General features: G+C 34.4%; 24 protein-coding genes and 1 pseudogene. 17 read left to right on the top strand and 8 right to left on the bottom strand.

The window, feature by feature from the left end; translation table 11 throughout:
- The first annotated feature begins 17 nt into the window (after positions 1–17).
- From HY04AAS1_RS06040 to aroE, 13 genes are all read left to right on the top strand, one after another.
- Positions 18–608 carry a nucleotide exchange factor GrpE gene (locus HY04AAS1_RS06040; RefSeq protein ID WP_012514237.1) on the top strand — a complete coding sequence of 197 codons (591 nt, stop codon included), beginning with the start codon at positions 18–20 and terminating at the stop codon, positions 606–608.
- Positions 605–1,135: an NYN domain-containing protein gene (locus tag HY04AAS1_RS06035; RefSeq protein ID WP_012514236.1), complete on the top strand. Its 531-nt coding sequence runs from the start codon at positions 605–607 to the stop codon at positions 1,133–1,135. The genes HY04AAS1_RS06040 and HY04AAS1_RS06035 overlap by 4 nt, the downstream gene beginning before the upstream one ends.
- On the top strand, positions 1,113–3,911 hold the full coding sequence (gene uvrA / locus HY04AAS1_RS06030) for an excinuclease ABC subunit UvrA (protein ID WP_012514235.1): 2,799 nt from the start codon (positions 1,113–1,115) through the stop codon (positions 3,909–3,911). The genes HY04AAS1_RS06035 and uvrA overlap by 23 nt, the downstream gene beginning before the upstream one ends.
- A complete protein-coding gene (locus HY04AAS1_RS06025; RefSeq protein ID WP_012514234.1) occupies positions 3,912–4,580 on the top strand; it encodes a PilZ domain-containing protein in 669 nt (222 codons plus the stop codon).
- 17 nt (positions 4,581–4,597) lie between these two features.
- Positions 4,598–5,263: a PilZ domain-containing protein gene (locus tag HY04AAS1_RS06020; RefSeq protein ID WP_012514233.1), complete on the top strand. Its 666-nt coding sequence runs from the start codon at positions 4,598–4,600 to the stop codon at positions 5,261–5,263.
- 59 nt (positions 5,264–5,322) lie between these two features.
- Positions 5,323–5,940 (top strand): NAD(P)/FAD-dependent oxidoreductase, encoded by a 618-nt coding sequence (locus tag HY04AAS1_RS06015; protein ID WP_012514232.1) that lies wholly within the window; start codon positions 5,323–5,325, stop codon positions 5,938–5,940.
- A gap of 61 nt (positions 5,941–6,001) precedes the next feature.
- Positions 6,002–6,262: a hypothetical protein gene (locus tag HY04AAS1_RS06010; RefSeq protein WP_012514231.1), complete on the top strand. Its 261-nt coding sequence runs from the start codon at positions 6,002–6,004 to the stop codon at positions 6,260–6,262.
- Positions 6,259–7,512, top strand: coding sequence for a phosphoribosylamine--glycine ligase (gene purD / locus HY04AAS1_RS06005; protein ID WP_012514230.1), 1,254 nt, complete (start codon positions 6,259–6,261; stop codon positions 7,510–7,512). The genes HY04AAS1_RS06010 and purD overlap by 4 nt, the downstream gene beginning before the upstream one ends.
- Entirely contained in the window at positions 7,509–8,099 is a 591-nt protein-coding gene (locus tag HY04AAS1_RS06000) for a phospholipase D family protein (protein WP_012514229.1), read from the top strand. Before purD ends, HY04AAS1_RS06000 begins: the two co-directional genes overlap by 4 nt.
- A gap of 1 nt (position 8,100) precedes the next feature.
- The gene (gene plsY, locus HY04AAS1_RS05995; RefSeq protein WP_012514228.1) at positions 8,101–8,691 is read left to right on the top strand and encodes a glycerol-3-phosphate 1-O-acyltransferase PlsY; all 591 of its coding nucleotides are present in this window, start codon (positions 8,101–8,103) and stop codon (positions 8,689–8,691) included.
- A complete protein-coding gene (locus HY04AAS1_RS05990; RefSeq protein ID WP_012514227.1) occupies positions 8,688–9,251 on the top strand; it encodes an RNA methyltransferase in 564 nt (187 codons plus the stop codon). Before plsY ends, HY04AAS1_RS05990 begins: the two co-directional genes overlap by 4 nt.
- On the top strand, positions 9,252–10,331 hold the full coding sequence (gene mraY / locus HY04AAS1_RS05985) for a phospho-N-acetylmuramoyl-pentapeptide-transferase (protein WP_012514226.1): 1,080 nt from the start codon (positions 9,252–9,254) through the stop codon (positions 10,329–10,331). It begins immediately after the preceding gene.
- Positions 10,328–11,149 carry a shikimate dehydrogenase gene (gene aroE / locus HY04AAS1_RS05980; RefSeq protein ID WP_012514225.1) on the top strand — a complete coding sequence of 274 codons (822 nt, stop codon included), beginning with the start codon at positions 10,328–10,330 and terminating at the stop codon, positions 11,147–11,149. Before mraY ends, aroE begins: the two co-directional genes overlap by 4 nt.
- On the opposite strand, the gene leuA is transcribed toward aroE, so the two are convergent.
- Positions 11,146–12,693 carry a 2-isopropylmalate synthase gene (leuA, locus tag HY04AAS1_RS05975; protein WP_012514224.1) on the bottom strand — a complete coding sequence of 516 codons (1,548 nt, stop codon included), beginning with the start codon at positions 12,691–12,693 and terminating at the stop codon, positions 11,146–11,148. The two genes, aroE and leuA, sit on opposite strands and share 4 nt — an antisense overlap.
- 99 nt (positions 12,694–12,792) lie before the next feature.
- Positions 12,793–14,538, bottom strand: coding sequence for an ABC transporter substrate-binding protein (locus tag HY04AAS1_RS05970; RefSeq protein WP_012514223.1), 1,746 nt, complete (start codon positions 14,536–14,538; stop codon positions 12,793–12,795).
- A 62-nt stretch (positions 14,539–14,600) separates the two neighbouring features.
- Here HY04AAS1_RS05970 and queF point away from each other — a divergent pair, with 62 nt between their 5' ends.
- The 4 genes from queF to HY04AAS1_RS05950 are packed head-to-tail and all read left to right on the top strand — an operon-like array spanning position 14,601 to position 17,148.
- Positions 14,601–14,987: a preQ(1) synthase gene (queF, locus tag HY04AAS1_RS05965; RefSeq protein ID WP_012514222.1), complete on the top strand. Its 387-nt coding sequence runs from the start codon at positions 14,601–14,603 to the stop codon at positions 14,985–14,987.
- Positions 14,988–15,956, top strand: a complete 969-nt coding sequence (locus tag HY04AAS1_RS05960) for a hypothetical protein (RefSeq protein ID WP_012514221.1) — start codon at positions 14,988–14,990, stop codon at positions 15,954–15,956.
- Positions 15,938–16,366 (top strand): hypothetical protein, encoded by a 429-nt coding sequence (locus HY04AAS1_RS05955; protein WP_012514220.1) that lies wholly within the window; start codon positions 15,938–15,940, stop codon positions 16,364–16,366. Before HY04AAS1_RS05960 ends, HY04AAS1_RS05955 begins: the two co-directional genes overlap by 19 nt.
- Positions 16,363–17,148, top strand: coding sequence for a PDZ domain-containing protein (locus tag HY04AAS1_RS05950; RefSeq protein WP_012514219.1), 786 nt, complete (start codon positions 16,363–16,365; stop codon positions 17,146–17,148). Before HY04AAS1_RS05955 ends, HY04AAS1_RS05950 begins: the two co-directional genes overlap by 4 nt.
- A 43-nt stretch (positions 17,149–17,191) precedes the next feature.
- Here HY04AAS1_RS05950 and HY04AAS1_RS08585 read toward each other — a convergent pair.
- From HY04AAS1_RS08585 to HY04AAS1_RS05925, 6 genes and pseudogenes are all read right to left on the bottom strand, one after another.
- Positions 17,192–17,426, bottom strand: a pseudogene (locus tag HY04AAS1_RS08585) (type II toxin-antitoxin system HicA family toxin).
- Positions 17,423–17,632 carry a type II toxin-antitoxin system HicB family antitoxin gene (locus HY04AAS1_RS05945; protein WP_012514218.1) on the bottom strand — a complete coding sequence of 70 codons (210 nt, stop codon included), beginning with the start codon at positions 17,630–17,632 and terminating at the stop codon, positions 17,423–17,425. Before HY04AAS1_RS05945 ends, HY04AAS1_RS08585 begins: the two are co-directional and overlap by 4 nt.
- Positions 17,633–17,891: 259 nt before the next feature.
- Positions 17,892–18,098 (bottom strand): hypothetical protein, encoded by a 207-nt coding sequence (locus HY04AAS1_RS05940; RefSeq protein WP_012514217.1) that lies wholly within the window; start codon positions 18,096–18,098, stop codon positions 17,892–17,894.
- Between the two features lie 11 nt (positions 18,099–18,109).
- Positions 18,110–19,795, bottom strand: coding sequence for an IS200/IS605 family accessory protein TnpB-related protein (locus HY04AAS1_RS05935; protein ID WP_012514216.1), 1,686 nt, complete (start codon positions 19,793–19,795; stop codon positions 18,110–18,112).
- Between the two features lie 98 nt (positions 19,796–19,893).
- Positions 19,894–20,451: a thiamine phosphate synthase gene (locus tag HY04AAS1_RS05930; RefSeq protein WP_012514215.1), complete on the bottom strand. Its 558-nt coding sequence runs from the start codon at positions 20,449–20,451 to the stop codon at positions 19,894–19,896.
- Positions 20,452–20,453: 2 nt separating this feature from the next.
- A complete protein-coding gene (locus tag HY04AAS1_RS05925; RefSeq protein WP_012514214.1) occupies positions 20,454–20,738 on the bottom strand; it encodes a hypothetical protein in 285 nt (94 codons plus the stop codon).
- Positions 20,739–20,755 lie beyond the last annotated feature (17 nt).

The following is a 20,755-nucleotide window of genomic DNA, read 5'->3' as shown; positions in this document are numbered from 1 at the left end:
AGGAGGTGAAAACACCTATGGAAGAAGAAATCAAGCAAGGAAATGAGAATATTCAAGAAGAACAAGAGCTTACCAAAGAACAGCTTATAGAAAAACTTTCTTATTTAGAAAAAGAATACGAAGTCCAGAAAGAAAGATGTTCAAAGTTAGAGGCTCTTGTCAGAGCTTCAAATGAAAAACTTATTTCTTTAAATAGGGAGTTAGAGCAGCTAAAAGAGCATTATAGAAAAGAGCGTGAGCAACTTAAAAAATACGCTTATGAGGGCATAGTAAAAGATATGCTTGATGTAATTGATAATTTTGAAAGGGCGATAGCTCAATTTGGCAACATGGAATCTTTGGACCAAAATACAAAAAATATACTTATAGGTATAGATATGATATATAAAGATTTAAAGAACATACTTAAAAAGCATGGAGTAGAAGAACTTGAGCTAAAAGGTCAGATATTTGATCCTACCTTAGCGGAAGCTGTAGATACTATACAAGATGATAACTTTGGACCAGATGAAATAGTTGAAGTAATTACAAAAGGCTATAGATTGCACGATAAGGTTATAAGGGCGGCAAGAGTGGTGGTAAACGTTGCAAGAGAAGAAATCACATGATGCTGGTGCCAAACTCTAGAAAAATAGCTGGTATATTTATAGATGGGACAAACCTTTACTTTGTCCAAAAACAGTTTTTGGATTTTAAAGTAGATATATTAAAGCTCGTTAGGTATTTTGCAAACTACTTTGCCATATACAATACATTTTTTTATCTGGCTTATAAAGAAGAGGAAGAAAAACAAAATAAGTTTTACAGAATGCTTACCTTTGGTGGGGTCACCGTCATCAAGAAAGCAGTAAAGCAACTAAAAGACGGTAGCATGAAGGGAAACCTGGATGTGGATCTTGCGATGGATTGCCTTCTTACCAAAGACAACTACGATGTGGCGATACTTGTAACTGGAGATAGCGATTTTGAAAAGCTTATAAACATTTTAAGGACCTTTGGCAAACAGATAATAGTGGTTTCCACAAAAGATAGTTCTTCCATAGAGCTTGTAAACATATGTGATCTTTTTGTGGAGTTAAAAGATTTGGCACCTTTTATAAAATTAGAAGAGCATGAAAAACAAAACAATACATAACTATATAATAGTAAAAGGAGCAAGGCAACACAATCTTAAGAATATAGATGTAGATATTCCAAAAAATAAACTTGTAGTAATAACGGGACCTTCTGGTAGCGGTAAATCTTCTTTGGCTTTCGATACAATATATGCGGAAGGTCAAAGAAGGTATGTGGAATCTCTGTCTTCTTATGCAAGACAGTTTTTAAATGTTATGGATAAACCAGAAGTAGACAGCATAGAAGGGCTTTCTCCTGCCATTGCCATAGACCAAAAAACTACCTCTCACAACCCACGTTCTACAGTGGGCACCATCACAGAAATATACGATTATATAAGGGTTTTTTGGGCAAACCTTGGAAAACCAAGATGTCCTATATGCGGAAGGGTTTTGGAAGGGCTTTCAGCTCACGAGATATTAGAACACGTTTACAAAAAATATAAAGATAAAAAAATAAACATACTATCTCCCATAGTAAGAGGAAAGAAAGGCGAGTTTAAAGATGTTTTTAAAAGCATAGAAAAACAAGGATTTTCAAGGGTAAAAGTAGATGGCGATATATATAGAATATCAGAAGTGCCTTCTCTTAACAAAAACCAAAAACACGACATAGACATTATAATAGATAGACTTACTTTGATTGAAGAAGAAAGACCAAGGGCTTTACTTGCCATAGAAAAAGCTTTAGAACACGCTGAGGGGCTTGTGAAAATAGAAAATGTTGAAGATGGTTCTTTTGAGCTCTTTAGTGAAAATATGGTTTGTCCAGAGCATGGATTTTCTATTCAAGAGTTAAGCCCAAGGCTTTTTAGCTTCAACTCTCCATACGGTGCTTGTCCTGTCTGCAAAGGTATAGGTGTAAAATGGGAAATAGAACACGAGGCTTTAATAGATGAAAACCAAAGTGCTATCAACGCTATAAGGATATTCAACGAATATCAGTTTTTTGATTATTTAAAGTATCCAGTTTTAGAGATTTTAAGAAAGTTTAAAATAAACCCAAATACAGCTTTTAAAAATATACCTAAAGAAATAAGAGAGCTTATACTGTATGGCTCGAGAGGCAACTACAGTTTCTATTTTGAAGGTATCATACCGCACTTAGAACAAAGGTATATGAACGCTGAAGAATCAGATCGTGTTAAAGATATGCTTGAAGGTTTTATAAGAGAAAACCCATGTCCTGTCTGCGAAGGTTCAAGATTAAAACAAGAGGCTTTGTCTGTTTTTGTACTTGATAAAAATATATGGGATGTGATTAAGGTTTCTGTGGATAAAACCCATGAGTTTTTTGATATTATAGAAGATAAGCTAACTGACAAAGAAAAAGAGATAGCAAAACCACTTTTAAAAGAAATAAAAAATCGTATAAAATTTTTACTAGATGTAGGGCTTGACTACATATCTTTGGGAAGGAGTGCAAATACGCTATCTGGTGGCGAGATGCAACGTATAAGGCTTGCTACACAAGTAGGCTCTAAGCTCACCGGTGTTTTGTATGTGTTGGATGAACCCTCCATTGGCCTTCATCCAAGAGACACTGGAAAGCTTATAAACACATTAAAGGAGTTAAGGGATCTTGGAAACACCGTTATAGTGGTAGAGCATGATCACGGAACTATAGAATCAGCTGACTACATATTGGAGCTTGGGCCCGGTGCTGGTAAAAACGGCGGTTATATAGTATCTAAAGGTAGCGTAGAGCAGATTAAAAAAGATAAGAAATCCTTAACCGGTGGATATCTTTCAGGTAGGCTTTTTATAGAGATACCAAAAGAAAGAAGAAAACCAGAAAAAGGTTTTCTTACCATAGTAGGGGCCAAAGAAAACAACTTAAAAAATATAACGGTGCATTTTCCAGCGGGGCTTTTTATATGTGTTACAGGGGTTTCTGGTAGCGGAAAATCAAGTTTAGTTTACGATATACTATGGCAATACGCCAAAAGGCATTTTTACAGCTCTTACGAGTATATAGGTAAGTTTGATAAAATAGAAGGTATTGAGCTTTTTGATAAAGCTATAAACATAGATCAATCCCCCATAGGAAGGACTCCCAGAAGCAACCCAGCCACCTATGTAAAAGTCTTTGATGCTATAAGAGAGCTTTTTAGCCAAACCCCCGAGGCAAAAGCAAGGGGATATACACCGGGTAGATTTTCTTTTAACGTAGAAGGTGGGCGTTGTGAGGCTTGTCAAGGAGAAGGTGTTATAAAGGTGGAGATGCACTTTTTACCGCCTGTCTATGTAACTTGCGATGTTTGTAAAGGTGCAAGATACAACAAAGAGACGCTTGACATAAGATATAACGGTAAGAATATATCGGATGTTTTAAATATGACTGTAGATGAGGCTTACGAATTTTTTAAGAATATACCTTCTATATCAAGGAAACTAAAACTCCTTCAAGAGGTGGGACTTGGTTATATGTCTCTTGGGCAAAACGCTACTACCTTGTCTGGTGGTGAAGCTCAAAGGATAAAGCTTTCAAAAGAACTTTCCAAAAAAGATACTGGCAATACACTTTATCTTCTTGATGAACCTACTACAGGTCTTCATACTGACGATATAAAAAAGCTAATCTCTATACTTCAAAGGCTTGTGGACAAAGGAAATACTGTGGTGGTAATAGAGCATAACTTAGATGTTATAAAATGTGCAGATTGGATAATAGATATAGGGCCAGAAAGCGGTGATAAAGGGGGATATCTTCTTTTTGAAGGCCCACCGGAAGAGCTTATCCATCATCCGCACTCCTACACTGCAAAAGCTCTAAAGCCTATTTTGGAGGCGTAGATGCTTGAAAAAGATTATGCAATAAAGATACTATCTTTTTTAAAAGCCAAAAACAAACATGTATTTTTAGTTTGGCAAGAGGACACTGGCTTAAATGGGGATTTAGCCAAGGTAGTGGATATACTTGATGATAGCGCTCTATTTTCTCTTGAACATCAAGATGCTATGTCAACACTATCTTCTGGCAAATACATATTCCTAAGAACAAGCATGCTTTTGAGGCCCATACTCTTTAGTTTTAAATCTAAAGAAAAAGACGGAGTTTTACTTAAGTACATGGGTATAGCACCTGCAGAAAAAGAAAGAAGAAGATTTTTAAGAGTTTATCTTGAAGAACCCATTGAGGGCATTTTGTTTGTTGGTGATAAGTTCTTTCCAACATGGATAATGGATATATCAGAAGGCGGTGCTGCTGGTATTACAATAAACGCCAATGTGCCTTTGGATACACTTTATAGCAAAAATGCCGAATTGCAGTTTAGTATATTTGACACTATCATAAAAAGTAGAGTGCGTTTTGTTTGGATTAGCAAGACAAGCTCTGGGCAGTTTTTTGCAGGCGTTGAGTTTCATTTGGATGATGCTCAAAAGGACAAGGTAAAGAGGTTTATCACAGAACACATATACAGTACAGAAGACCAGATATTCGATTTACTCAAATTTTTGTAAAATTTTTGGAGGTATAAATGCTTGAAAAAGATTATATTTTCAAAATTTTAATGTTTTTAAAAGCTAGAAACAAAAATGTGTTTGTAACATGGCAAGAAGAATCGGTATTAAACGGTAGTATAGCAACTATAGTAAATGTATCAAACGAATCTATATCTTTAGCTTTTGAGCATCAAGAAACGCTTTATTCTATATCTCCTGGCAAAAATGTGTTGGTTAGGACTGGCATACTTTTGAGGCCTCTTCTTTGTAATGTGGTGTCTAAAGAAAAATCTATAGCTAATCTTAATTATATCAACATAGTAGCTGTAGATAGAGAAAAAAGAAGATTCTTAAGGATAAATCTCGAGGACCCAATAGATGCCACCGTGATAATTAGCAACTTGTTCTTCCAGGCAAGAATAATAGATATATCTGAGGCTGGAGCCGGTATTATAATAAACACAAATAAACCTTTAGACGCATTTTCCAATAAATATGCAGATATACAATTTACTCTTTTAAATACTATAATTAGAATGAAAATACGTTTTGCTTGGATAAGTAAAACAAACCTTGAGCAGTTTTTTGCTGGTGTTGAGTTTTTAGCGGATAGTTTTTATAAAAATAAAATCCAAAAATTTATGATAGACAATATGTATAACATAGAACAAGAAATGATTGAGTTTCTTAGTTTCTTGTGAGACCTGCTTGTGATAAAAACCATTGAAAGATCTTGCTCTGGTGGGTTAAAATCTTTTTCATGAGATACGATATTCTAATCGTTGGCGGTGGACCTGCTGGGCTTTCTTGTGCTATTACAGTAGGTTCTGCGGTAGAACACGAAATGGAGTTTGCCAAAGGCAAAAAAGTGCTTGTTATAGATAATGGGAATTCTGATCTTAAAAGCGCAAAACTAAACAACGTACCCGGTATAAAAAGAGGTACCATCGGAAAAGAACTATTAGAACAGATAAAAGACCAAGCCAAAGAGTATCCTTGTGTAGAGATAGTAGAAGGTACTGTTCAAAAGATTTCAAAAAATGGCATCTTTTCAGTGCAAACTGATTCTGGTGATACTTTTGAGGCAGATGTATTGGTTTTGGCTACTGGTTTTAAGGCTTTTGATATAGAAGGGTTAGAAATAGATGTTGTAGAAAACCCTCTTTCTCCAAAACCAGGAAGGGTTATGATAAAAACAAACAAAAACTATGAGGCTTTTGATAAAAACGGCGATGCTATAGAAAATCTTTATGTAGCAGGGCTTTTAGCAGGTTTTAGTTCTATGTTTACTTGTGCGGCTGGTTCTGGTGTACAGGTGGGGATAAATATATTAAACAAATACGCTGGAAAACCAATAGTAATTCACGACGTCCCGTAATATTTGCTAGACTTTTTATTTTTAAGCTTATTTTAGGCTTTTATGATAAAATAATATCGTTATGTTAAAAGCTTTAAAACAAGGGATTATTTTAATTTTAGGACTGATTTCTTTATCTTTGGCATGGCATAGAAAATATGAGCCTATGTCAAACTGCGACGTTAATTCTATAACTGCAGATGCTAGCTCTTATGTGGGGGATATAAAAGATATAAAAGTATCTCATACCAAAAAAGGCTGTCTTTACACTGTGAAAGGGAGTAACGGTATAGCAAAATTTGATGATGATGGTGATCTTTTATACTACAATAAAAAAAGATGAAAGTAGCAGTACTTGGTTCTGGGGCTAGAGAGCACGCTATAGTTTGGAAATTAAAACAAGACCCACGCATAAAAGAAATATTTGTTTTCCCAGGAAATGCCGGTACCACCCAAATAGCCACCAATGTGGATCTAAATGCCAATCAGATAGAAGATATAGCAGATTTTATAATAAAAAATAACATCAACGTAGTAATACCTGGCCAAGAGATATATCTGGTAAAAGGCATAAAAGATTTACTAAAAGATAAAGCTTTGGTGTTTGGACCGTCTCAAAAAGCATCAAACCTTGAAAGCTCCAAAGATTTTGCCAAAAGCTTCATGTCAAAATATGAAATACCTACCGCTAACTATGGTAGTTTTACAGATCCTAAAAAAGCGCTAAACTTTATAGAAGACATAGGTTATCCTGCTGTTATAAAAGCCGATGGTCTTGCTTCTGGTAAAGGGGTAGTCATAGTGTCTTCAAGACAAGAGGCTTCTCAAGTTTTAGAAGATTTTATGATAAAGAATAAACTTGGTGAATCTGGTAAAAAAGTAGTGATAGAAGAATTTCTACGAGGAGAGGAAGCTTCTTACATAATAGCTATAAAAGATGGTAAGTTTGGGGTTCTACCCACATCTCAAGATCATAAAAGGTTAAAAGACAACGACGAGGGACCCAACACCGGTGGCATGGGCGCTTATTCACCGGCTCCTATTATTGATAAAGAACTAGATAAGAAGATAATAGAAAAGATTGTGAAGCCTGTAATGTATGGCTTAGAACAAGAAGGTTTAAACTATACGGGGTTTTTGTATATAGGGCTTATGATATCTGAAGGTGAACCTTACGTTTTAGAATTTAACGTGAGGCTTGGAGACCCAGAAGCTCAAGTGCTTATGATGAGGCTTAAAAGGGACCTTTTAGATATAGTGAATAACCCACAAACATTGGAAGATGCTATATCCGATGAGTTTGCAGTGGGAGTTGTTATGGCTTGTAAAAACTACCCTTATTCAAACTGCGAGCCAACACCTATAAGAAATTTGGAAAAAGCCCAGCAAAAAGGTGTTTTAGTGTTTCAAGCCAACACAAAGCTAATAAATGGCGAGATCTACTCTTCAGGCGGGAGGGCTTTGACCGTTTGTGCCAAATCAAAAGATCTACAAAAAGCTATCGATGATATATACGATGCAATATCCCTTATAGATTTTAAAGATGCTGTTTATAGAAAAGACATAGCTAAGAAAGCCTTTAAATACCTATGAGATTAAAAATTTATCTTACACCTATACTAATTGCCATTTTTAGCATATTTATATTTTCTTGCTCTTCTAAACCCTCTGGTGCTAAAACTATAAATATAAACAACACCCAAGTTTCCGTGTACTTTTCACCCAACGGCGGAGCATCGGATGCTATTATAAGAGAGATCAATCATGCACATTCTTTTATAGATATAGCAATGTATGCTTTTACATCAAGACCCATTGGCCAGGCGGTTATAGATGCTTACAAAAGAGGTGTAAAAGTTAGACTTGTAATGGATGTAAGAGAAGCCAATACAAGGTTTTCAAGATCAAGATTTTTCTACAGAGCCGGTATTCCTATAAAGACCCTACCCGTTGAGGAAACAAGGTTTGTAAAAGGTCTTATGCACAACAAATTTGCTGTTATAGATGGTAAAGAGATAATCACTGGTTCTTACAACTGGACTGCATCTGCTGAAAAACTAAACTATGAAAACCTTCTTATTATTAAAAGCCAAAAACTAGCAGATATTTATGAAAAATATTTTAATTGGATGTTTTCTATAGGAAACGATTTTAAGCCTAAGGAAGAGAGCGGTTATTGATATGGGGTTTATAATAGGTTTTCTTTTAAGCGTTTTTGGTTATCTTCTTGGTTCTATATTGTTTGCTAAGATAGTAGCCTCTTACAAAGGTATAGATATCACATCTGTTGGTAGTAAAAGTGCAGGGGCCACAAACGTCACCAGAACCCTTGGTAAAAAATACGGTGCTTTGGTGTTTTTGCTGGATGCTTTTAAAGGATTTTTGATAGCTATTTTAGATAGATTTTATATAGACCCAAGCTCTCTTTGGTTTGGGATTGTGATGGTATCACCGGTGATTGGTCATATATACTCTTATAGATCTGATTTTAAAGGTGGAAAAGGGGTAGCTACAGCTTTTGGAGTGGTGTTTGGGATATCGCCTTTACTTGCTTTAAAGATGTTTTTGGTTTGGGCTTTTGTGTTTTACCTTTTTAGATATGTATCTTTAGCTTCTATAACATCTGTGTTAGTAGGGTATTTTTTGTTTTTGGAAGGAGATTTTAGCACATCTCAAAAACTTGGGGCTACAATGATAGCTTTTCTTATACTTTATAAGCACAAAGACAACGTTTTTAGGCTTTTAAGAAAAGAGGAACACAAGTTTAAATGAGCGTTTTTATAGGAGTTTTGCATTGGCCCGCTACAGATAGATACGGCAATAGAATTATCACATCTTTTACTACCCTTGATCTTCATGATATAGCAAGACCTGCAAAAACCTACGGTGTAGAGACTTACTATATAGCTCATCCGGTGGATGCTCAAAGGGAGATTATCCAAAGACAGATAGAGTATTGGACTTCCCAAGAAAACAAAGATAAACAATTTACAAGGTATGAAAGCGTATCTTTGGTAAAACTTGTTTATAACTATGAAGAGATTATAGAAGATATTATCTCTAAAAAAGGCAAAAAACCCATAACGGTGGGTACCGACGCGAGGACTTATCCAAATACGATATCTTACAAAGAGCTTTCTAAGGCTATAAAATCTAATGATAATGATTATCTTATAATATTTGGTACAGGATATGGTATACCAAAATCTTTGATGGAAACCTTTGATCTTATATTAGAACCCATCTACGGGGTTTCCGATTGGAATCATCTTTCGGTTAGAAACGCCGCCGCCATAATCTTAGATAGGCTTCTTAGTAGAAACAGGTGCTAAATGTTATATTGGCTTGGGTTAGTCCTTAAAAGTCATATATTTTTATTCAACGTATTAAGATATATCACCTTTAGGGCTTTGATAGCTGTTATCGTAAGTTTTCTTATTACGCTTGTTTTATCTCCTATTTTTATGAGAAAAGTAACAGCCCTAAATAGATTATACGGGGGCTATGTAAGGGAAGATACCCCAGAGACTCATTCTAAGAAAAAGTTTGTGCCTTCAATGGGCGGGCTTATAATAATACTTAGCCTTGAATTATCCTCAATTTTGCTCATGAGGCTTGATATAGCCCAAACATGGATAATGGCTTTTACGGTTTTTGGTTTTGCCATTGTTGGTTTTATAGATGATTTTGTAAAGTTAAAAAATAAAAAAGGTATATCCGCAAGGTCTAAGATGCTCGGTCAGATAATAGTGAGCTTTGTAAGTGCGTCGCTTCTTTACTTTGTTATGCACATAGATACTCATATATATTTCCCTTTTTTTAAAAGCCTAAAATTAGATTTGGGATATTTTTATATAGTTTTTGTAATGCTTATACTAATAGCCACTTCAAATGCTGTAAACCTTACAGACGGACTTGATGGACTTGCTATAGTCCCAGCTATGACTACTGCTTTTGCTCTTGGGATCATCTCTTACGTGGCTGGTAATAGCATATTAGCAAGGTATTTGGAGATTCATTATGTTGAAAACGCCGGAGAACTTGCTATATTTGGCATGGCTGTAGTAGGGGCTGGTCTTGGGTTTTTGTGGTTTAACTCTTTTCCCGCTCAAATGTTTATGGGGGATGTGGGATCTCTTGGGCTTGGAGCAGCCCTTGGTATGCTTGCTATCATGTCAAAGCAAGAACTAACCCTTATAATAGCTGGTGGGGTGTTTGTGGTGGAAGCCCTTAGTGTAATAATTCAAGTAAGCGTTTTTAAGATTACAAAAGGAAAACGGGTTTTTAAAATGGCACCCATTCATCATCATTTTGAATTAAACGGCACTCCAGAACCAAAGATTGTTGTAAGAATCTGGATAATATCTATACTTCTTGCAATTTTTACCATAGCTACGTTAAAATTAAGATGATGAGCTTACCAAACGGTAAAACCCTTTGCTATGGTATCTTTGGGTATCCAGTTAAACATAGTTTATCCCCTGTTTTTCAGTCTTTTGCTTTTAGTAAAAAGAATATAAACGCTATATATATGCCTTTTGAAGTTAAACCAGAAGACTTGGAAATTGCTATAAAAGGCGCAAAAGCAATGTCTATAAAAGGCCTAAATATTACAATACCCCATAAAGAAAACGTGTTGGAATTTGTAGATGTGATCTCTGATGATGTAAAGAAAATAGGTTCTTGCAATACACTTTTTTTTGAAGAAAACATTATAAAAGCCTACAACACAGATTATATAGGTTTTAAAAGGGCTTTGGAAGAAAAAACTTCTTTAAATGGCAAAAAAGCTCTTGTGCTTGGAGCTGGTGGGACTTCAAAAGCTATAATATACGCTCTTACAAGCTCTGGTGTAAAAGTTTACCTTCACAATAGAACCATAGAAAAAGCCCTAAAACTAAAAGAGATTTTTGATTTAGAAGTGGTAGGACACATAGAAGATATACTTCAATACGTAGATATCATAGTAAATACCACATCTGTGGGATTAAAAGATGATGATAAAGCTCTTTTTGATTACGATAAGATATCAGCTCATCATATAGTTTTTGATGTGATATACAAAGATACAGCTCTTATAAAAAAAGCAAAAGAGAAAGGAGCCGTTGCTGTAAACGGCCTTCCCATGCTCGTTTATCAGGGCTTAGAGAGCTTTAGAATATGGACAGGTGTTGATGCTTTTGATATAGCGCCTCAGATTTTTGAGCTTTTAAAATCATATAAAACTTAAACTCCTTCTATAGCTTTTTCTTTTACTTGTTTTTTGAAAAGCGCTTTGTTTACAGCATCCAAGAAGGCATTTGCACTGGCTTTTACTATATCTGTATCTGTGGAACTGCCAGAGGATTTTATATCGTTTAGCTCTATCAAAACCCTTGCTTCTGCCTGGGCATCGGTGTTTGGTGTAAGGGCTTTTATGGAGTAATCCAAGAATTTAGGTTCTTGAGGTAGAGCTTTTTCTATAGCTTTTATAACAGCATCTACAGGACCATCGCCGGTGGCTGTAAAAATTTTCTTTTCGCCGTTTATCTCTAAACTAACTGTGGCAGTGGGAAGTAAATTGTCTCCAGTTTGGACTTGAAAGCTTATTAGTTTTAAAGACTTGTTGTCTTGTTTTAATACATCTTTGTAAATGAGGGCTTCTATGTCTTCGTCGTATATGTATTTTTTCTTATCAGAAAGAGCTTTAAACTCCTCAAAAAGCTTTTCAAACTCTTCTTCTGGGAGTTCTATGCCAAGCTCTTGCAAACGAGATTTTAAAGCGTGTCTTCCGGAGTGCTTACCAAGTACAACTCTGTTTGATGGAAATCCTACATCTTCTGGTTTCATGATCTCGTAGGTCATAGGATTTGACAACACACCGTGCTGATGAATGCCAGACTCATGGGCAAAGGCGTTGTCTCCTACCACAGCTTTATTTGGTTGTACGAAGCTGCTGGTGATTCTACATAAAAGCCTACTGGTTTTGTATATCTCTTTTGTGTTGATATTGGTATAAAGATTATCAAAGTATTCTTTTCTTACTACCAAAGCCATCGCCACTTCTTCAAGTCCTGCGTTTCCAGCCCTTTCTCCTATGGCGTTTATAGTGCATTCTATCTGTCTTGCCCCAGCTTTTAAAGCCATAAGTGAGTTTGCTGTAGCCATGCCAAGATCGTTGTGGCAATGCACACTTATAATGGCTTTGTCTATATTTGGAACATTTTCTTTTATGCTTTTTATAAGCTCATAAAACTCCAAAGGCGTAGCGTATCCAACGGTGTCTGGAATATTTATAGTGGTGGCACCTTCTTTTATAGCCTCTTCTATGATTTTGTAAAGAAAGTCTTTTGAGCTTCTGGTGGCATCTTCACAGGAAAACTCTACATCGTCTGTAAAGTTTCTTGCAAACCTTACCGCTTTTTTAGCAAGTTCTAACACTTCTTCTTTGGTTTTTTTGAGTTTGTACTGCATGTGTATATCGGATGTGGCTATAAAAGTGTGTATGCGTTTTCTTTCGGCTGATTTTAAAGCCTCGGCAGCTCTTTCTATATCAGCTTCGTTTGCCCTTGCCAAAGAGCATATGGTAGGTCCTTTTACTTCCTCAGAGATTAGTTTTATAGCTTCGAAATCTCCTTTAGAAGCTATGGCAAAACCAGCTTCTATGATATCAACCCCAAGTCTTGCCAGCTGATGAGCCATTTGGAGCTTTTCGTCTATGGTCATTGAAAAACCAGGGGCTTGCTCACCGTCTCTTAACGTCGTATCAAATATATATACTCTTTTATCATCCATAAAAATAATATCTAATTCTTATCATTAAAAACTATGAAACTAATCAGTTTGTGTCTTTATTATATCGTGTTATAACAGAAACTTCTATCTAATAGCCTTTCACCTTTTAATATACATATAATCTTTTTTATAAAAGCCCCAGACTGTAGGATAAAAATTTTTCATATAAACTTTTGAGGTCATTAGGCTTTTAGGCGTGACTATGAAAACCATAGGCTCGTAATGCTGAATTAAATAAAAAGCGGCTCTATATATATCTATACGCTTTTTGGGATTTATAGTTTTTGACCCTTCGTCAAACAACGTATCGAGCTCTTTTTCCCAAAGTGTGGCTGGTTTTTTCTCCATAGGATGCCATATATGTAAAGAACCCTTTGAATACCAAACGTTTTTACCATCGTTTGGGTCAATGGAACCAGTTAGCCCTATCAAAACGCTTTCCCATTGATAAGGAGGTGTTGTAAGTTTAGATACCAAAGAGTTAAAGTCTATTGGTTGAAATATCACTTTTATACCTATTTTTTCCAAGTCTTCTTTTACAATGGCTCCTATATATTTTCTATCTTGGGCATCTGAGTTTGTGATAAGACTAAACTCTACTCTATGACCATCTTTATCGTAGAGCTTACCTTTTTTGTAATAAAAACCAGCTTTTATAAAAAGTTTTTTGGCTTTTGATAGATTAAAAGGATAACGTTTAAATAAACCTTTTTTATAGTAGGGTCTGTTGGCGGGGGTTATCGGTCCATAGAGCGGGCTTGCCATGTTGTTGTAAACCATAGAAGCTATAGCTTTTCTATCTATGGCGTAAGATATAGCCACTCTAAAAAATCTGTTTTGAAACCATTTTAGTTTGTATTTTGGTATATCTGCATGAGGATTTTGATTGAATGTGATAAACGTGGTGGTTGGAGTCTCCCCTAAGTCATATACTATAGCCGGGGTTTTTGGTTTGTTTAAAGCAAAGTAAGATAGATCTTCTGGGGATAGTCCAATGTAAGATATATCTCCTTCTAAAAACTGAATGAGGGCTATATTTTTATCTTGTATAATAAAAGCTTTGATACGTTTTATATAAGGGAGGTTTTTCGGGCTTTTATAATAATATGGATTTGCCTCATATTCTACATATTGGCCTTTTACATATTTGACGAGCTTATAAGGACCAGAGCCTACTATTAAAGAAGGCTTTTGAGATACACTCCAAAATGTGTTAAAGGTATTTTGTTTTACAGCGTTTTCTAAAATATGCTTTGGTAGTATGGGAGCGCTTATAGATTGTAGAAAGGGGGCAAACCGGTGAGGCAAATCAAACTCTACAGTGTATTTGTTTAACGCTTTTACCTTGAAAGGTTTACCATCCACTGATAACGTATCTTTTATAGAATTTGGAATATGAGGGTTATAATATATATCGTTGTAGGTAAACTCTACATCGTAAGCGGTTAGGGGTTTTCCATCGGACCATTTTAAACCTTTTCTAAGATATATTATGTAGGTTTTTCCGTTATTTAGTATTTTCCAAGAAGAGGCGAGTTCTGGTTTTATGCTCATAGTTTTTAAGTCAATCTTTGTAAGGCCGTTAAAAAGAGGGGCGATTACATCGGTGGAAGATGTCTCTTGAGCTAGTACTGGGTTTAGGGTTTTGGGATCTGAAGCTAAAACGATATAAGCGATGTTAGATGTTTTGCCAATGGATATATGAGCTTTTCTTAGGTCTACAGTTTTTATAGATATGTTGGAGACTTTTGGGCTTTTGGAAAAATATATAGGCAAAAAACATATGAGCGTAAATAAAATACCGTTAATGTAGGGATTTTTGAGTATTTTAAAAGCAAAATACATAAGATAATTATAATACTCTGTAATTGACAAAACATCTTATTTGTATTATCATTATACCCATTATGCAACAAGAGAAAAAGTACGGTGAAATTGAAATAGAAAAAGCAGCTTTAGAACCATGGGAAAACCCAGCCAAAGAAAACGACTATATAATAGAAATGTCTTTTCCAGAGTTTAGCTGTCTTTGCCCTAGGTCTGGTTATCCTGATTACGCCACCATAAAGATAAGGTATATACCAAACGAATACATTGTAGAATTAAAATCTTTAAAACTATGGCTAAACTCTTTTAGAAATCAATATATATCTCATGAAGCAGCTACAAACACCATATACAACAAACTTTTTGAGCTTTTAAAACCAAAATTTTTAGAGGTAATAGGGGATTTTCATCCAAGGGGAAATCTTCACACCGTAGTAAGAGTAAGGTCTGATAAAAAATATGATTAAATGCTCATAAGGAGTATATATTTAGACACTTCGGTAGTTCTAAGAAAAATAAAAAATTCTTTTGAAATAGTAGAAAATAAAGGTAAAGAAGATGTAACAATTAGAGTACTACCTGTAAAGGATGCTCTTTTGATAAAAGATACTTCAAGTATTGATCCTACATCAAGTATATTGGATATATCTGGATATAAATTTTTAACCAAAAAGCCTATAGACTTTGACACAGAAGATATATGGGCTTTGGCTCTTTTAAGGGCTCTTGATATCATGGGCTATGACAACCTTTACGTGGTTTTTAAAGATGTTTATGCTTATGTGCTTTGTAGAGTAGAGAATAAGGATATAGTTTACTATGAGGTAATATTTGACAAAGATGAACTTATAGACAAACTAAACACAATTGAAGGTGATATACTTTACGATATAGAAGATATAAAAGCTCCTAACTTAAGAGCATTACCTATGCTATATATTAAAAAGGGTCAACTTATAGCTTTTGGTGGTGCTTTAAAAAAAGTCAAAGATAGATTTAACCAAATTCAAAGGATATCTTTTCAAAAGCTAAAAAAAGAATTTGTAAGTATAGGTATATTTGTTTTGGGGATTTTAATAAGCTACTTGGTGTTTCTTTTATCAGTACATTATCAAATAAAAATAGTAAAAGAAAAAGAAAAACATATTTTTGAAAAAGCTTTTCCAAATATCCCGATAGTGGATATAAAAGAGCAAACTAAAGCTTCTATAATACCAAAAGACAGCTTTAAACTCTCTAAACTCCTTTTAAAAGCCTATAAAAACTTACCACCAGATGCCAAAGTATATGAGCTTTTTTACAAAGATAACGCTATAAGTGTAAAATCAGAGATTAGCTCGTATGAATTAAGCTCGTTAGAAAATGTGGTTTCTTCAAGAAATCTAAGTGAGGGAAACAAACAAGAGGTAGTTCAAAAATGGATTTTAGGAAGATAAATATATCACCAAGGTATGTTTATTTTTTATATAGAATAAGGTATATTTTATATGTTGTAATTTTTGTAGCTATTTTTCTTGAGGCTTTTAATAGTGTAAAAAAAGAAAAAGAAGCACTTTACAATAAAATAGCCCAGTATGAATATATAAGTTTTCTTATCAAAAATGGTAAATCCAAAACAAAAACTTTAAACGAAAATTATGTTAGAAATTTATTTTCACATACAAAAGTAGATTATATAAAATATGAAAACGGTTTTTACAACGTAAAAGCATCAAACGTTGATATTAAAACACTTGCTAATATAGTTTATCAGATAGAAAACGATGGTTTTAAGATAAATTTTTTAAAAGCTACAGACTACACTGGAGAACAAAACTTTGATCTTCTTATGGAGATAAGCCCTTGAAAAAGTCTTATGCAACATACAGCCTAATAGTTAGTATTTTGCTTATACTTACAAGTATTTTATCTTCTTATTACAATATTAAAAGCCTAAAAATTGTATTGAATCAAGAAATGCCAACGATACCATCTTCTTTTAATGAAAATGATCTAATGGAAGCTATAAGTAAATTTGCACACCAAAAAATAACTCCTCAAACCACTAGCCCAAGCTCAAACATGGAAGTACTTGCTATAGCCTACAGTGAAAATCCCGCTTATTCTATGGTGCTTGTAAGCTCTAATTGTGGTAAAAAAGTGCTTATGGTAGGAGATAGTTTTTGCGGTTTTACAATAGAAGAGATAAAACCTTTTTATATAATAGCAAGCAACGACGGCAAAACCCTTACTCTAAAACTTTCAAAAGGTGCTAAGATAAACAGTGCCAATACACCAAGTGGTCTTCCTTCTTTGAAAGAACTTTTAAACGGTAGCTTAAATCAAAATACTTATACAGTAAATAGAAACGAGCTTCTTGAAATTACATCAAACCCCTATAAGATGTTTAGCGATATAGACCTTGTACCCACTCCAAAGGGTTTTATGTTTAAAAGCGTAAAACCAGGATCGCTTTTTGCCCAGATGGGTATAAGACCAGGTGATATACTTCTTTCTATAAACAATGAAAGTCTAAACTCTCCAGAAGATGCTTTTAGAATATTAGGTACATTAAGAAACAGCCAAAGCTTCAGCGTAAAAATCATAAGGGACAACAAAGAGATAACCCTTTATTACAAAGTAGAATGAAACTTTCAACTCCACACGGTTAATTAGAAACCTCAATATTTTTTTATTTTTTATTTCTCATTAAATTATAAAACTCTTCTTTTGTAAGCCCTATATCTTTAAGGATTTTAGAAAATAATCCTGGTCCAACAGTTTCTCCTGAATGCAATGGAACAACCGGTTATTCTTCCGTCTGGATGCTTTAAAAATACATGGCTTCCTCTTTGTCTAATCTCTTCAAAACCTATTTTCTTTAAGATTTCTACTATCTCTTTACCTGTCAGAGAAGGAAATTTCACGTTAGAGCCGCTTGGGTCTCTATAATCTTAATCTCTTCTGGGATTTGACCTTCTACAACATCTAAATAAAGCTCAATAGCTTCTTTTATTCTTTCCATTAACTCATCGTGAGACTTTGCTTGAGTATGACAACCAGACAACTCAGATACTTCAGCCACAAAATAACCTTCTTCATCTTGAGTAACTACTACATGAAATTCTCTCATAACAAATACCTCACTATATAAAGTATAAAAAATTTATACGAAGTCAATAATATATCACATTATAGACTTCTACTAATAAATCTAAATCAATAAGTGTCTTAAGCTTAGTATACTTTACCCAACCCCTCAAACCCCATCACAGCACCTCATTACCAGACAAAGCTTCCCAGCCACCAAAGATAACTACCTCTACCCATAAAACCTAATATCCCAAAAACACTGCCTCTATACCCACCATCTTTCAACTCCAAACGGTTAATTAGAAACCATCCAACAATTTCCATCCCTTCTCTTCTCTACCTTTCCTCTTTATATCATACTTTAGCGCTTTGTCCGACACATAGGTGAGCTGAGAGCTGTCCCCTAGGGAAAGTTTCTTAAGAATTGATACATTGCCTATGTTCTCCCCGTAATTAAGGCTTGTGGCCCTTTGGGTTATGACTGTTAATGTCAATATTCCTATCATTTTTAACCTGGTCAACCAAACTGTACAAAACTGTATTGCTCTGTACAGCTTGAGTTGGGGTATTTGTATTCCGCCATTTCAGACACTTCCAACCCCAACAGGCGGTATTTTGGAAGTATCATAAACCGTGGCATACTTGTAGTCCCTGCACCAAGCACAGGAGCTAACCTATTTGCCACTGCTATCCAATCTTTTGAAACTATTAATTGCTTCAAAGGAGAAAAATCTCTGTATGATTTTTCAAGATAGCAGAAGGCAAAGGCTGTGAAAAGAACTTGCCAGTTTTTGTATCCCGCATAAGCGGAACTTCTCACCTGTTCCTTCCGTTGGTTGACAGGTTGTTGAGAAACTGACTTACTCTTTTCACTTTGTATAATAAACGACAAATGTTTTTGTAGTGCTTTAAGTTCTTTTCTTAATTTTGCTAACATACTTTTTAATCTATTTCTAATATATGGATTCTTTTCATCTTTTATATTTTCCTTTACCCTTTTAATATCATCCTCAATTCTTGCAATACTATATGATAGAAAGTCAATATCATTCAATACCTCTCTATAATTCTTTGGTAGTTTTTCCTTATATCCTAATCCTCTTCTTGCTATTACAAATGCTGCTGCAATATCCTTATCTATGTTAAATTGTGGTGCGTATTTTAATTTGCCTATTAAAGATGTATACGCTGGATTTACTTTTCTAATTTCTATTCCATTTCTTCTTGCTGTAATCTCTATTTTATTTAATAATCTCTTGTATATCCACTTTTGCAATTTCTGTCTTAGTTTAGCAAATCCATTTCCTCTTTTACCTTTTGGTAGTTTATCTAAGTTTTCTATTGCAATAGCTTTGTTTTCCTTCTTGGCAATTTCTATTATTTGATGTGCTATCCGCCATTCTAAATATTGTCTTTTCTCTGAGCTAACATCCAATAACTCATGCAAGCTTATTGCTTGATAGTTTTCCAGATTTCCATCTTTTGATGCGGTTGCTAATGCTAAATGAAATGGATAAGCGTTTATGTCTATACCTATAACTCCACTATCTTTTTTAATTGTAACAGGTGGTAATTTTTCTTCAACAGATATGAAAGCATAAACTTTACCGTTTTTCAATGCTAGCCTAACACTATATGGAAACCAACTACCAGATTCTTTAGCTTTCAATAGCATTAACATAAAATCTATCCATTTATCATTCTTCCTGCTTACAGTTCTAATTACTTTTGCATAAATATACTGTCTATCTCCTATATTTATTCTCAAGTAAAGTTTATCATCTATCCACTGCAGTCTTAAATTTAGATTTCCTTGTTTAGATTTATCGCCTCTTGAATAAAGATTACCTTGCCTTTTTTCTCTCCACTTTTTTATAAGACTCTTTCTTGATTCTCCAGTTAAGTGTTTCTTGTTTAGCTTATCAAATAACATTCTTGAGCCAAATATAACCTTTTTTGGATTTTTATTATGCGATTTGTATGTCTCTATCGTTTGCTTAGCTAGCAGTATTGCATCATCTGAATATCTTGTATTTATGTTAAATGTTTTAGATAAATGCTTTTTTAAGTCCTTTCTTTTTTCACTTTCTAACAACCTTTTATATGCATATCTCATTGCAGATGAAAACCTACGCATTAAATCTAATACAACTTCTTTATCTTTCTCATTTTTAAATTCAAGTATACATTGAAGTGTTAACATTTCCCGCCCATAGTTTAATATTATACACTTTCTTACAGAAAATCGCAAATGTTGTATACCTCCTTAAATTAGATATACTTCACTTATGATATTTCAATTTATAGGAAAAATCTTATAGAAGCTATACCGTAAACTCCAGTTTTAAAAACATCATCTATATTTTCTTTTGTGATACCTCCAAGGGCAAATATGGGTTTTTTGGAGGACTTGACCACATCTTCTAAATATTCTAAACCAAGGGGTGTTGCGTTTTCATGGCTTTTAGTAGGAAAAATAGGGCTAAGCGTGACGTAATCTGCACCTTTTTGAAAAGCCTCAAGCGCATCTTCTTTTGAATGAGCCGAATATCCTATGGTCATATCTTTACATATATTTTTTACAACAGATACATCTAAAGCGTTCGATGGAAGATGTACCCCGTTTGCCCCTACAGCCAGTGCTATATCAAAGCGCTCATTTACAAAAAATAAAACACCGTAATTTAGTGTGATATCTCTTATAGCTTTTGCATATTCATAAAAATATTTTCCTTTTAGGTTTTTGGCCCTTAGCATAATGCTTGGTTTGTAAGTTTCTACAATCTTCTTTGTTTTTTCTGTTATATCATCTTTAAATACATCAACATCAACTATCGTAAGATATTTTGAAAGTTTCATAATTAAACTAAAGTCATCAATATACCAGCTGTAAAAACTCCAAAATATATAAGCATAAGTGCGTTGAAAAGCCCTACGTCTTTTATATCTTTATCGTAAGCTTTTGGGAATTCTTTATCTCCTTTTGCTCCTAAAATCACGAAAACTTGGAAAAGAAGGAGCATAAACATAAAAAGACTTCCAAATATGAAGTTTCTGTCTGCTAGAAAACCCATAGCCATAACTGATAATCCAACAGAGGTCACATAAATCACCAGTTCAATGATATATTTTTTGAATAGTTCCATATAAACCTCCTATATCT

The organism is Hydrogenobaculum sp. Y04AAS1, assembly GCF_000020785.1.
Classification (GTDB): Bacteria; Aquificota; Aquificia; order Aquificales; family Aquificaceae; genus Hydrogenobaculum.
This window is presented reverse-complemented; position numbering and strand designations above follow the sequence as displayed.